The sequence below is a fragment of the Vagococcus sp. QWL-13 genome (assembly GCF_058683555.1).
Map to the genome: position 1 here is coordinate 1,680,312 of NZ_CM178746.1, position 13,083 is coordinate 1,693,394.

The window sequence follows — 13,083 nt, forward strand, 5'->3', positions numbered from 1 at the left end:
TATTTGAATTATTTGAGAATTATTTTTATAATAAAGTCAAAGGCGTTCGATTTACACATATTTTTTATACAACATCATTCATGTGACTGCTGCTCCGTCAATGGCACCATAAGGAGATGACCAGCCGTGGACAAACAGGAAAGCTATACTATTGGCGAACTGTCCGACATCTGTGGTATCAGTACACAAACCCTTCGTTTCTATGATCAAAAAGGTCTCCTGGCTCCTTCGGGAAGGGATACAGAAAATAATTATCGCTTGTATTCCAATGATAAGGCACTTGAGGCTCTTGTTATTCGTGGGATGCGTCAGCTAGGCATGGAATTGACAGAATTAAGAAGAGTAAAAAAAAATCGTGACATGCAAGAAGTCAAACAGAATTTGAAAGAAAAAATACTATGCCTCCAACAAGATATTGAAGATATCCAAAGACAACTGGACGTCACAAAAAATACTTTTAAAATTCTTGAGTCTTCTTTGAATGAAGTTAAAAATTATGACGAACAAGAAGTTTTTTTCAATCATCTAAAATACGAGACAATTGTTTCTATCCGTTATCCGTCAAGCGTTAATGCCAGCAAGATTTTTTGGAAGCGGTATGCCGAACTTATCCAGTTAGTTGAAAAACTTAATTTAACGATTGAAGGTCCATTTTCAGCAATCTTTCACGACGACTATGACAATCAATTTTTTAATGATGTTGGGGATTTGGAAGTTTTTTTCCCCATTAAAAAAACCGATGTCTGCTCGCAAAACATTAAAACGTTGGCTTCGCCTTTGATGATCAGCAGTATTCATTATGGCAACTATACAGACTTGCTGGAAGTTTATTATACATTGGCTGATTTTGCTAAAAAAGAGGGCTATTATATTTGCGGACCCAGTTTAGAAGAATATCTCATTGATTTTTCTTTAGGGTTAAATGAAGAACATTGGGTAACTAAAGTCAGCTTGCCGGTAAAAAAAGAACACACAAGTCGATAATCTTCTGCTACACATAATTACTTTGCATTCCATCTAAATAAAAAAGTAAGAACAGGCAAGAAAACTCACCTGTTCTTTTTCTATTTCAGACCTTTTAGGGGGTGTCTGACGTTATTTTATGTAAGCATATTTGTAGATACATGTAGGACCAAAATTATGATACTCTAGTCCTGTCAAACCAGCTCTTGTCAACTGTGCTCTTCCTTGTTGATACAAAGGAATCAAAGCTGCATCTTCTTCAACAAATTGTTTTTCTACTTCTATCAATGTTTCCCAGCGTTTCCCAAGATCATTGCCGTACTTGTTAACAACATCATCGATTAATTGGTCATACTTTTCACTTGAATAATTTAACGTATTTCCTGTTGTGTAACTTTCAAAGAATGTCATCGGGTCTTGATAGTCAGGAGCCCAAGTTCCGATTGCCAAATCATAGTCGCCTTTTTTAATGATTTCGATTGAATTATTTAAAGGCACAGTTTTGATCGTAACCTTCAGCCCCGGCAAAGATTCTTCCAGCTGACTTTGGATGAATTCCGCAACTTTTTTATCACTGTCTCCATCTTTTGCCAACAGTTCCATCTCAACATCACCTTGCAACTCAGCTTTAGCCTTGGCTAAATATTCTTTGGCTTTCTCAACATCCGTTACTGCCAACTCTCCGGCATCTTCACGGAAATCAGCTTTAGTCTCAGGGTTGAACACAAAATTCCAAGGGATATAACCAAAAATTTCTTTTGAGCCGTCTGCAAGAATATTGTCTACCAAACCTTTTTTGTCAATGGCATAAGCCACAGCTTTACGCACATTCTCATTGGCAAAGATCGAGTCTTTCCCATTTCTGATTTGATTCATCCGGATAGAATAAATTTTTGAACGCTCAATAGCTTCATATTCAGGATTATCTATATTTTGTTGCGCCAGCTCTCCCGATAAAAATGCGATATCTAATTCACCAGATTCAAAAAGGTTGAACGCTGTATTGGTTTCTTTGATAACTTGGAATTTGATTAAATCTGACTTCACTTTGTCAGCATCATAGTAATCCGGGTTTTTTTCTAAGTCCCAAGTTAGTGATGATTGATCCCAGTTTTTCATAATAAACGGACCGTTGGATACGATATTTTCACTGCTTGTCCCATACTCACTGCCCTTTTCAGTAACAAATTTTTCATTTTGCGGGAAGAACGGGGAGAACGCAAGCAACGATGTGAAATATGGCACTGGTTTTTCCAGTTTGATTTCAATCGTGTAGTCATCTACTGCTTTGACGCCTAATTCTTTAGGATCTTTCCCGTTATTGATGATGTCGCTGGCGTTTTCAATCATGCCGTCCGTAAGGAAAACATAGTTGGCCTGCTTTTCAGGATTGACCAATTTTCTCCAAGCAAAAATAAAGTCATGTGCAGTCACAGGGTCACCGTTGCTCCATTTCGAATCTTCTCTCAAAGTAATCACATAGGTTTTGCCATCTTCTGAAATTTCCGGCATGTCCTTTGCAACTGCAGGAATCACATTGTCATCTTTATCTAACTGATACAACCCTTCAAATACATTGGATTGTGCATTAATACTTGGTTCATCTTGTGTGTAAATAGTATCCATTGAACCGATTTCAGATTCTTCCATAAAACTAAGCGGTCGTGCTTCGCCAGCTTTTTCTTTATCTCCGCTGCTGCCAGTCTCTTTCCCATTACCGCCGCAACCAGCCAGCAACAAAGTCGCACTTAATGCCAAAGCCCCTAATGTCAGCCATTTTTTCATTTTACTCATCCTTTCATTGGTTAGCTAATCTAGTTCAGTCATTTCAATCATTTCTTGTTTTACTTCCAGATAAGCATAAGGAAGACCTTCTCCCTCATACTCAAACTCTCCTCTTTGATTGTCAATCGGGTCTGCTCTTAGCGTGTTCTTTTCAGGCACAAAATTTTTCTGGATTGCACTGTTGGCGGGCATCCGGAAAATATCAAGGTTTCCAAAATAATAGTTCCAACGATCAAAATTATTCATTCGGTATGCTGACCCTCCAAAAGATAAATCTGCAAATACCCAGCCATAGGGTTCAACGTAAAATTGGGCCCAGTCATGACAGCCTGTGTAGTGCTCACTCACATATAAGCCCGACTGCCATTTTGCGGGAATCTTGGCCATGCGGCACAAAGTAATAAATAAAATCGCCTGAACACCGCAATCGCCTTTTAAATTGACCGCCGCATATTCAGAAATATTTTCAACGGTGAAATATTCTCTCATGAAAGTATAATTCACTTTTGTGGTGATAAAATCATAGATTTTCCTTGCTTGTTTGATGGGATTCGTTTCACCATCCAGTATTTCCGACAAAACTTTTTCCAGATATGGCGTAAAGCGGATATGAGGCAATTCTTCTTCTAAAAACGTGTTGTTTGTGATAGGTTTTGCCTTATCAGGGTCTAAGTCTACATAGTTCACTTGATTGATATAACTGTATTCTACTGAAAATTCCTGATCTTCCTCCAGCACTGTTTCAAAACAAACTGTCCGCTGTTCAGTGTCCTCGGGTGCTATAAAAGTTGCTTCCGGAGTGGTATTTAAGATTTTTATATTGGAAACTTGTTGACATGTTTGGGGAACTGGCAAATAAACTTTGACTTTCTCTCCTGCACGTTCATACTCTTTTTTTACTTTGATAGATTCTTTGATTTGTGTTTTGACTTTCCGAAAACCTTTTTCTTTCATCAAACGGATATTTTCATCCAACTGAGCCTGTCTCGCCTGTTCAGTTCCATTGTTTTCCTCATTTTGCTGTGCACGTTCTTGGTATTCTTTTTGAGTTTTTATCAGCGTTTGCAAAAAACGTCTTTGAAAATGAGGCTGCCCATCAATATATATCCAATCCACCAGACCGGCTTCTTTGAGCGTTTGTAATTCTGAATCATCATAATCTGCCAATGCATCTTGCAGCATTGTTTGCGCTTGTTCCCAAGAATAAGGATATTCGTCAATCCCGATCATTTTAAGGATTTCTTTTTCTATCCGCAAGCGCTGCTTGAGAGCGTCTGGGATGTCACGCTTCAAAAAAGCGTCAATCGTAGCTGCTGCCCCCTTAAAATCACCGTAATTTTTTTGCTTAACAATATCTTCCGGCAATGGGATACTTAAATACTCTAAATCATACAACATTAATTGCTTCCCCTCACTTTCGTTAAACCTAATCCCGGCTGATCAGTCAATGATAAAATTGGAGTTGCTTCTAAAGGTACTGGCCCGGAAAAATTTGTTTCCGCTAAAGCAAATGTTGCATCTAAATCCGCTCTGGTGATATTTTTCTTGGCGGCAACTAAATGAGCACCGGCAGTCACCCCTAAGTCAGTTTCTTCCACCATACACCCCACCATGCACTCCACTCCGGCAGCTTCACAAATGCTGTTGATTTTTTGTGCTTCGTAGAGTCCGCCGCATTTCATCAATTTGATGTTGACAATATCCACCACACGTTTCTTAATTAGACGCAAGGCATCCTTGGCATCAAAACAACTTTCATCTGACATAATCGGAATCGGAGAATGCTCAGTCACATAGGCTAAACCTGCAATATCGTGATAAGGTACAGGCTGTTCAATTAATTCGATATCATAATCTGCCAAACGCTCAATCATTTGGACCGCTTCTTTAGGACTCCAGCCCTGATTGGCATCCAAACGCAATTTAATATCTTCACCCGCATTTTTTCTTATTGTTTCGATTCGTTTGATATCTAGGGCATTGCCCATACCCACTTTGATTTTTAATGTACCAAACCCTTGGCTGACCGCTTCTTTTGCTTTGACTCCCATGATGTCAGGCGTATCAATGCCGATAGTCATATCTGTTTCAACTTTATTGTCATGGCCGCCAAGAAGTTTATATAGAGGCAAGTTTGCTTTTTTTCCCAGCAAATCATAACAGGCAAGATCAATCGCTGCTTTCGCGGAATTGGCATGTGCCGCGATATGGTCCATGATTTCATGAACTTTTTCCAAATCGGTGGGATCCACACCGATTAAACCACGTTCAAACATTTTGATGCACTCCACTGTCCCATCTAAGGTTTCACCAGTGATTAAAATTCCGGGTGCACCTTCTCCGTATCCCACAAGACCCTCATCAGTTTCGATTTCAATGATTGCACTTACGGATTCATGAATTGTTCCCAAGGAAATCGTAAATGGTGTCCTTAGTTTAACAAATTTTTTTGCAATATTTATTTTGGTTATCTTCACATTATCTCCTCCAACATTTGAATGTAAAGTTAAAAAATACTTATTATTTTAACTATTGGTTCAATAGTAAGGCCGTTAATTAAAAAAGTCAATATTTTTAATGATATTTCAGTTAGAATTATCTAATTTTAAGTCTAGCTTGTTTTTTTAAACTTAATTAGAGATAATAAGACGAAAAGAAAAAATATGGAGATGTAATCATGGACTTCAAAGAAATCAAAAACCTGAGAAAAGAAAGGGATATGACTTTGACTGAATTGGGCATTAGAACTGGTTATTCAGCTAGTTTTCTATCCCAAATCGAAAGAGGTGTCAATCGTCCCTCATTGGAAGCGTTGAGAAAAATAGCCGAGTCACTGGATGTCTCTGTCGCATCATTGATGGCAAAGGAATCTCCAAAAATAAAGGAACACGGTGAAAAAATCACACATGGGTTCAAAGTAATCCGAAATTCAGAAGACACAGTGTATAATCCGTGGCAAACTAGTTCAACCTACTATAACACGCTGTTCAATCTCCCAGTTCACACGGACAATATGGTCATCTCTAAAATTTACATTGATGCCCAGTCTTCTTCGAGTGGAAAAAAAATCACACATAACTTAAGTGAGATAAATTACGTGCTTCAAGGAGAGGCCACTATAGAACTGGACGATCAAACTCTGACACTACAAGAAGGAGACGCCATCTTTCTAGAAGCTTTCACCAAGCACAATGTCAATAATTTAACGGACTCAGGACTGCTGCTTTTCACTCTACAATTTTGAAACAGATACTCATGTCCTGTTTTATAATGATTTTCATTGGTAGCAGACTGAAAATATCTTATCAAATACTAAACAGCTTGAACCCATAATAATTTATGTGTTTCAAGCTGTTTTTAGGTTAAGAGTTTAAATTTACAAATTCTTTTCTTCTTCGATTTTGTTAATCGTCTCTTCCTTGATGGTTTTCCTTAAACCTTTCAGATAATCTGAAAAAGCTACTTCTTTATCACCGTGGGTCAAGTTCAACTCATACTCTAAAGGAATCCATGTGGAAAGATCAGATTCATTATGCTGAATTAAAACTTCCAATTTATCCAAAGCTTTGTAAAGTTTTGCTTCTAAGGTTGTTAATTCTTCCATCTCTTTAAATAATAACGTAAGTTCGTTTTTATAGCTTTCAGGTAAATCATTCAAAAATCCGTTAATTTCGATATGCTCATTCACTTCATCCTGTTTCGTCTTATTAAAGGCGGGAATATCACCTGTAACTGCCTCTCCTAAATCATGAAACAAACACATCAGTATCACTTTATCCCTGTCAACATCGGGAAACTCATCTGTCATAAAATAAGCCATCAAGGCCAACCGCCAACTGTGTTCTGCCACGCTTTCCTGTCTACCCGACGATGTCCACGAATGTCTCGTCGTATTTTTTAATTTTTCTGCTAACGACATCAGTGATAAAAATTTTTTGCTTTCCATTACCAAACACCTTCCATTCACCAAATTTATTAATCACTAATCAAACAGATTGGTTAAAAGCTATTTGAAATACTATTTTCAAAAATAGCAGATATAGTTTAAATGTTGTTGCTTTCATTGTGAGTAGAAACTAAATGTTCCCTGAGATATTTATGTGTGCATTGAGTTGCTCGATGGTGTCTGTTAATAAAATGGTAGTATGTTTTGTTTAAAAAAGTGCATTGGTTTCTTATATGGCACACTAACAATATTAAATGAAAACGGCATGTTTTTGTCTGTGCCTACATCTAGAACAAAAATCACTTTTCCTTCCTTTCCGATGGTTAATATAACTTGAGCTTGCTAGCCATGGGTTCTGTTCATTTCGAACGTATTATAGGGATAAATTACTTGGCCAACACCAATATAACAATATGCAGTCTAGAACAACTACAATAAATCCCATATCAATTATACTCTCCGAAGAGCACTCAAGCAAACATACTTTATTTTCTCCAAAGTCAATTCAATGCTTATTAATTAGTTTCAAAAGGAGAACTGACAATCATACAAAAATGACGATTGAAAATAAAAAAGCAGTGTTCAAGAGTTATTAACACCCCTAAATCCTGCTTTCTCAATTCAATAACCACTGTCAAACTTTTTCAGACCGTATTTATATAAAATTCAAAAAAATTATAATATAGAACTTACTCTAACCAATGGATTGTTTTTCGTCACTAGGGCTCAGTTAGCACACTTCTTACGTAGTTTCTCAAAGGCCCACTTTGCCTGTCATTTAAGCTTAAAAATCACTGCTGTCCACGCCCTTGATTGGAAGATTTCCGTCTGACACACCATAAAGTTTCATCTGATAGCCAAATCCCCCTTGCACTGTGATATTCTCTCTTGATTCTGAGTATCTTCCACTAGGTCCGAAAGCATGTTCCGTGCCATACCATTTACTGCCCTCTCCTGTAGCAAATCGCATACGATAGGTGCCCGCCGGCAAATTTATGTAGCAACTTTCTTTGCTGCGGATATAGGCTGTCAATGTTTCGTTGCCGCTGCCGTCTAAAAATTTTACAAAATAATCTCTATCCCCAGCTTCAGGAGTCAAAACAGTAATCGGACTGCCGGCATTTGCACCGGACAGTACACCCGTCCCAGGTCTCTCTTGAATTTTTACCAATATCTCTTTGTCAATGTATTCGGTGACATCATTGACTACTTTATCAAATTCAGCCTTGACTGTCTTGTCCATTTCTTCGGTGACTTCTTTAGGAAGATTGACGGAATCCTTTGAGTAAGCTACTTTTACTTCTTTTTCGTTGCCAAAAGTAAAAGGAGTATCTCTACTATTTAGATTCAAATTGTTATCGACAGTTACTTTTGCTATCGGATAAAATTGGCCTACGTTCTCCTCTTTTAACCTCTTTTTATAATTTTCACCAAGTTCATGTAATTTTTCTTTGTAGTCTGTGACAAACTCAAGTTTGACAGAATAGTACTTCTGTTTTGAATCTTCTTTTTTTCCTTCTTTTTCTTCTTGCACAGCGATTATTTTAGGAGCCATTCCTTTTGGTGAAGTTTTTTCAAGCTCCTGTTTCAACCGGTTTGTAAAGTCAAATTTCTGATATTCTGGAATTTCTATTACCATTTTATCCACAAATACATCTTTCTGTTCTTGGGCTCTACTTTGCAAATCTTCCAATACCTTTTCCGGCATATCTGCGGTAAACTTTTTTTCTTTTTCCTTGACAGTCAAAGTTATTTTTTCTTGCCGCATAGTTTTCTCTTCTTTCCCCAACAGAAAAGAAATCAAACTTTCATCAAGCAGCTGAATTGCTTCTTTATGATAAGCGGAAACATAATCATTTTCTTCATTATTTTTATTATCTTTATCATAAAGCGACTCAATCTTCATTTTTGGTAATTTAACATCCAGCTTGGAAATTTCGACTTCGTTTATATTTGGAAGTCGGATAGTGATATCATACGTGAAATTTTTTCTCTTTTTATTTTCTTCAAATTGTTTTTCATACTGAGGTTTGAGTTGTTCCTTCAAATCACCAAAGTCCATATTTTTAACATTAGCATTCCAAAAATCCTCATCCACCAGTACATAGCCAGAGGTTAAAAACATCTTTCTTATAAAATCAGGCATGATTAATTGATCTTCTTGGATTCTTCCTTCTTTAACTAACTTTTCACGCATGGCCAACGTTTCTTCATCAAACTCTACATCATCTAAATATGAGGGCACAGAACTACTGGTTGTTGTCACACTACCAGTGTCATCTTCGCCTGAAGTTTCAGTGGTACTGCTGCTTTTTGTTTCCTCAGCTTTCTTTTCAGTTTGAAAAAAATCCTCAATGGCTTTTGCATGTTTCGATACCTTAGAAGAACATCCCGTTAATACTAATAAAGAAATCATCAAAACACCAATTTTTAATACTCTTTTCATTTTCTCTCCTCCTTTTGTACTCAAATCAATTTTCAAAAGTTCTTACTAAATAAACCAGCAACTCTAAAAATAAGGAAACCACTACTTGCCTTAAATCAAAATCATCCTGTCAATCTGGAAACACATTAGTGAATACGCTTTCATTTCGCTGTCTATTGAAAAAATCTTTTGAAAAGCAAAACTGATATATTATTGCATTTGAAATATTCATGCTAAGATTCAAGGAGGGCTGTGAAAAATAAAATACTGTAATTAATATTTCGTATAATACTCTATTTGTAAATCTACTTGCTAATAACTTACGTTCATTATATCATGATATTTTGTTGAAAAGAATGGAAATTTGCTGTCAATATCATTATCAAAAATATTTTTCAAGAATTATTAATAAAGCCTGCAAAATTTTAGAAAATCCAAATGTGAAATCAAACTAAAAACTTGTAATATATTTAAATTGTCTTTTCCCGCAAAATAAACAATTTTATGGTTTTTTTAAGCAAACTAAAATAACCTGTTAAACCCTCTTCATTATCAGGGCGTTTAACAGGTTATTTTTTCGCGAAAGCCGATGAAAACTACTTCTTTACTTCAAATCTTTCAAACTTAATTGAGCAGCAAAAGTATGGAAAGCCACACCTTCTAAATCAGAAGCTTGAAGAACAGTCTGCTGATTTTGACTCAAAACAATCATGCCTGCTGTTTCTTCAATGGCCACTTTTTCCGCCTCTATCAATGTTTCCCAACGCTTGTCGGGATCCAGAGCATAATCTTTAGACGCTTTGTCAAGCAATTGGTCATATTTCGCGTTTGAGTAGTTCCGGTCATTTCCGGAATACAACATATTCAGAGTGGAAATAGGATCTTGATAGTCCGGTGCCCAATAAATCAAAAACATATCATAATCACTTTCCCGACTGAGATTTAGGGCCGACTCAGTTGGCAGGGAACGCATGCTAATCGTCAAGCCGTCAAAACGATTCTCCCACTCCCCTTGCAAACTCTCTCCCAATTTTTTGTAGTTGTCAGCATCAGTAGTCATCAAATCAAGGGTGATGTTTTCACCCAGTTCTTTTTGTGCTGCTTGCCAATATTTTTGTGCTTCTGCTTCGTTAAATTTCATCAGATCCCCTGCATCTTCACGGAAATCCGCATCAGTAGATGGGTTTTTGACAAAACCTTCAGTAATCATTCCATACAAAGGAACTGAACCGTCAGCTACTACATTATTGATTAAAGTTTCCTTATCAATACTTAGAGCTAAAGCTTTGCGAAGATTTTCATTTGCCAAAGGTGTTTCTTTATCTCCCCGTTTTTGATTTAAACGAATGTAATTCATCGTAGAGGTTGGATAAGCTTTGTAGGCTTCGTGATCCTGATTCATCTGAGCCAGAGTCCCACTTAGAAAAGCCAAATCCAAACTGCCATCTTCAAAAAGATTAATGGCTGTAGAAGGTTCTTTGACTGCTTGATAATAAATAACATCCATAGCCACATTTTTTGCATCCCAATAGCTTTCATTCTTATGCAATTCCCATGTGGTGTCAGTTTGTGCCCAATTTTCTATTGTAAAGGCACCGTTGTAGACAACAGTATCCCCGCTTGTGCCATATTTATCTCCGAATTCAGCAACAGCATTTTCATTTTGAGGCAGGAAAGTCGGAAAAGTCAGCAGTGAAGTAAAGAATGGTTTCGGCTCAAATAATTCCACTTTCAACGTTAAATCATCAACAGCTTCCACTCCTAATTCGTCCACTGGCATCTCACCGGCAGCCACGGCCACACCGTTTTTAATCGTTTCCTGTACAAGAAAACTGTAGATATAGCCATTCTCCGGATTAGCCAACCGTTTCCACGAATATTCAAAATCCTTGGCTGTGACAGAATCACCATTGGACCATTTCATATCTTCCCGAAGTTCGATTGTGTAGGTCAACCCGTCTTCTGAAATGTCAGGAAGCTCTTTCGCTGCTGCCGGTATCACTTCATCTTTTTCGTTTAAACTGTATAAACCTTCATAAACTGCCGATAAAGCTATCGCATCGGGAAAATCCAGCATCCCTGCCGCATCCAAAGTGGTCAGCTCACTTAAAGACATCAAACTTGCCGTTTTCTCCTCTGACACTGAATTTGTTTTTTCCGACTCTTTTGATTTGCCACAGCCAAACAACAAACTGGCACAAACTGCCAACAGAGCAATCCCTTTAATTTTTTTCATTTAATTTTCTCCTCCTATTACCTTTCCGCTAAAAACCAGACAACAACCGCCGGTACATCCCCGTCATTATAGTTTTTATGTGCTTCACCAGCCTCAATCAACTGTGCATCGCCGGCCCTACCGATTAAATCACGTCCGTCTTCTAAAACCGTATGTGCTTCACCGGATATCACAAAAGAATACTCGTCCTGATCATGTTTGGCAAACCCTTCCTGAGGACTTTTTTCCCCTGGCTGAAGAGTGATGATGCCCATCTGTACATGCTGATTGTGATTATTTGTCGGATCAAAAAAGACCTCAAATAATTGGTTTGGATCCATTGATTTAATTTTCATGACACTCCTCCTTAGTTGATATATAAGTTCTATCATAACAAAATAATGAGAACATATCCATTTAGATTTAATGTTTTTATCATTTTGAAAAAATATTTTCTGTTGAACTGGTCCTTTTCGGAATTTCTATATTTTTAGGTCATAAAAAAAGACATGGAATCAAGTCAGACTTGTTCCATATCTTTTTTAGTTTTTCTGTCCGTCGATTATCTTCGACCAGTCAGTACATCTGCTTTGAAAGTTAATTGGAAGCAGAACTTGCGGCCGCCTGTTCATCTGCTTTGACACAATCAATAGCAATAACCAGTGCAATGATTACCTCTTCCAAGCTCTCGTCAAAAACAGAAACCTCATAACTATCTCCCCAAGAAAACCATTTCTTTTGAACTGACCCCACTTTTCGCCCATTTTTCTGGATATCGAACTCCATATCCCACCAATCCCCTTTTACAGTCAAACCATGGGCAGAGATGGCATATTTGGATTTTAAAAAAGACAACTCTTTTTTGATTTCAATCATTTCTTGCCCACGAATCTTAACATAAAAAAATGGCAGCAAGCTGAAAACTTTTTTAGTGATAGTTGCAATTTCACTTCCTTGAACATTTTCTATTGAAAAAGATTTCGGGACTTTAAAAAAGCTTCCTTGTACCCGATAGCAAGTGTTTTCAGAAGAATCTTTTACTGTAAATTTCTCACCAATACTGAATACTTGTTGTTTGATATAAAATTTTTTCATTGTGTCTCCTTCAAAAATGATTTAGTATTATCTTCATAAATTACCGGAAAATAAACGATCCAATGAAATGATTATATCATGTTTATTCTCTATAAATCTTTGGTGAGTGGAAAATTTTTAACCATTACAAGAAAATCGTTAAACTATCAAACACCGATGGAAGTATTTCTGAGTCATATGGATGAAACTATATTGTCTAGCTTAATTTGACAAATCAAAAGTATAAAATAAAACAAAAAACCCTTGATATACAAGGGCTTTTCTAGGTTTAGTCTCAACCAGATTCAAAAATTGATTAACGTCTTTCTTTGATTCTTGCAGCCTTACCGTGTCTATCACGCAGATAGTACAACTTAGCACGGCGCACTTTACCACGACGTGTCACTTCAATTTGTGCAACACGTGGCGTATGTACTGGGAAAGTACGTTCCACTCCTACACCATTTGAAATTTTACGAACAGTGTATGTTTCGCTGATTCCAGTTCCTTGGCGTTTGATACAAACACCTTCAAAAATCTGGATACGTTCACGTTCGCCCTCAACAACTTTTGCATGTACACGCAAAGTGTCCCCAGGTCGAAACTCAGGAATATCTGAACGTAGTTGTTCCTTTGTGATTGCTTCAATAATTGGATTCATTTCATCCATCTCCT

11 protein-coding genes are annotated in these 13,083 nt (G+C 37.1%); 2 read left to right on the forward strand and 9 right to left on the reverse strand.

Features of this window, described 5'->3' with window-relative positions; genetic code table 11:
• Nucleotides 1–126 precede the first annotated feature (126 nt).
• Nucleotides 127–984: a MerR family transcriptional regulator gene (locus AC4PHI_RS07800; protein ID WP_492199355.1), complete on the forward strand. Its 858-nt coding sequence runs from the start codon at nucleotides 127–129 to the stop codon at nucleotides 982–984.
• Between the two features lie 111 nt (nucleotides 985–1,095).
• Here AC4PHI_RS07800 and AC4PHI_RS07805 read toward each other — a convergent pair whose 3' ends face one another.
• From AC4PHI_RS07805 to AC4PHI_RS07815, 3 genes are read right to left on the reverse strand one after another with little or no spacing between them, the layout of a single operon-like run.
• Nucleotides 1,096–2,748 carry a peptide ABC transporter substrate-binding protein gene (locus AC4PHI_RS07805; protein WP_492199356.1) on the reverse strand — a complete coding sequence of 551 codons (1,653 nt, stop codon included), beginning with the start codon at nucleotides 2,746–2,748 and terminating at the stop codon, nucleotides 1,096–1,098.
• 24 nt (nucleotides 2,749–2,772) lie between these two features.
• On the reverse strand, nucleotides 2,773–4,146 hold the full coding sequence (locus tag AC4PHI_RS07810) for a transglutaminase-like domain-containing protein (RefSeq protein ID WP_492199357.1): 1,374 nt from the start codon (nucleotides 4,144–4,146) through the stop codon (nucleotides 2,773–2,775).
• Nucleotides 4,146–5,225, reverse strand: a complete 1,080-nt coding sequence (locus AC4PHI_RS07815) for a dipeptide epimerase (RefSeq protein ID WP_492199358.1) — start codon at nucleotides 5,223–5,225, stop codon at nucleotides 4,146–4,148. Before AC4PHI_RS07815 ends, AC4PHI_RS07810 begins: the two co-directional genes overlap by 1 nt.
• 200 nt (nucleotides 5,226–5,425) lie before the next feature.
• Here AC4PHI_RS07815 and AC4PHI_RS07820 point away from each other — a divergent pair, with 200 nt between their 5' ends.
• Complete coding sequence (locus AC4PHI_RS07820; protein WP_492199359.1) at nucleotides 5,426–5,992, forward strand: helix-turn-helix domain-containing protein; 567 nt, start codon at nucleotides 5,426–5,428, stop codon at nucleotides 5,990–5,992.
• Nucleotides 5,993–6,124: 132 nt separating this feature from the next.
• On the opposite strand, the gene AC4PHI_RS07825 is transcribed toward AC4PHI_RS07820, so the two are convergent.
• The 6 genes from AC4PHI_RS07825 to rplS form a co-directional block, all read right to left on the reverse strand.
• Entirely contained in the window at nucleotides 6,125–6,694 is a 570-nt protein-coding gene (locus tag AC4PHI_RS07825; RefSeq protein ID WP_492199360.1) for an HD domain-containing protein, read from the reverse strand.
• Nucleotides 6,695–7,478: 784 nt separating this feature from the next.
• Entirely contained in the window at nucleotides 7,479–9,140 is a 1,662-nt protein-coding gene (locus tag AC4PHI_RS07830) for a hypothetical protein (protein WP_492199361.1), read from the reverse strand.
• 583 nt (nucleotides 9,141–9,723) lie between these two features.
• Complete coding sequence (locus tag AC4PHI_RS07835; RefSeq protein WP_492199362.1) at nucleotides 9,724–11,355, reverse strand: peptide ABC transporter substrate-binding protein; 1,632 nt, start codon at nucleotides 11,353–11,355, stop codon at nucleotides 9,724–9,726.
• A 17-nt stretch (nucleotides 11,356–11,372) separates the two neighbouring features.
• Nucleotides 11,373–11,690: a cupin domain-containing protein gene (locus AC4PHI_RS07840; protein WP_492199363.1), complete on the reverse strand. Its 318-nt coding sequence runs from the start codon at nucleotides 11,688–11,690 to the stop codon at nucleotides 11,373–11,375.
• 241 nt (nucleotides 11,691–11,931) lie between these two features.
• Complete coding sequence (locus AC4PHI_RS07845; RefSeq protein ID WP_492199364.1) at nucleotides 11,932–12,429, reverse strand: LURP-one-related/scramblase family protein; 498 nt, start codon at nucleotides 12,427–12,429, stop codon at nucleotides 11,932–11,934.
• 295 nt (nucleotides 12,430–12,724) lie between these two features.
• On the reverse strand, nucleotides 12,725–13,069 hold the full coding sequence (gene rplS, locus AC4PHI_RS07850; protein WP_492199365.1) for a 50S ribosomal protein L19: 345 nt from the start codon (nucleotides 13,067–13,069) through the stop codon (nucleotides 12,725–12,727).
• Between the last annotated feature and the right edge of the window lie 14 nt (nucleotides 13,070–13,083).

Bases quoted from the DNA above. Each gene is read 5' to 3' on its own strand.
- AC4PHI_RS07805 (WP_492199356.1), bottom strand. From the start codon at position 2,748: ATGAAAAAATGGCTGACATTAGGGGCTTTGGCATTAAGTGCGACTTTG.
- AC4PHI_RS07810 (WP_492199357.1), bottom strand. From the start codon at position 4,146: ATGTTGTATGATTTAGAGTATTTAAGTATCCCATTGCCGGAAGATATT.
- AC4PHI_RS07820 (WP_492199359.1), top strand. From the start codon at position 5,426: ATGGACTTCAAAGAAATCAAAAACCTGAGAAAAGAAAGGGATATGACT.
- AC4PHI_RS07825 (WP_492199360.1), bottom strand. From the start codon at position 6,694: ATGGAAAGCAAAAAATTTTTATCACTGATGTCGTTAGCAGAAAAATTA.
- AC4PHI_RS07830 (WP_492199361.1), bottom strand. From the start codon at position 9,140: ATGAAAAGAGTATTAAAAATTGGTGTTTTGATGATTTCTTTATTAGTA.
- AC4PHI_RS07835 (WP_492199362.1), bottom strand. From the start codon at position 11,355: ATGAAAAAAATTAAAGGGATTGCTCTGTTGGCAGTTTGTGCCAGTTTG.
- AC4PHI_RS07840 (WP_492199363.1), bottom strand. From the start codon at position 11,690: ATGAAAATTAAATCAATGGATCCAAACCAATTATTTGAGGTCTTTTTT.
- AC4PHI_RS07845 (WP_492199364.1), bottom strand. From the start codon at position 12,429: ATGAAAAAATTTTATATCAAACAACAAGTATTCAGTATTGGTGAGAAA.
- rplS (WP_492199365.1), bottom strand. From the start codon at position 13,069: ATGAATCCAATTATTGAAGCAATCACAAAGGAACAACTACGTTCAGAT.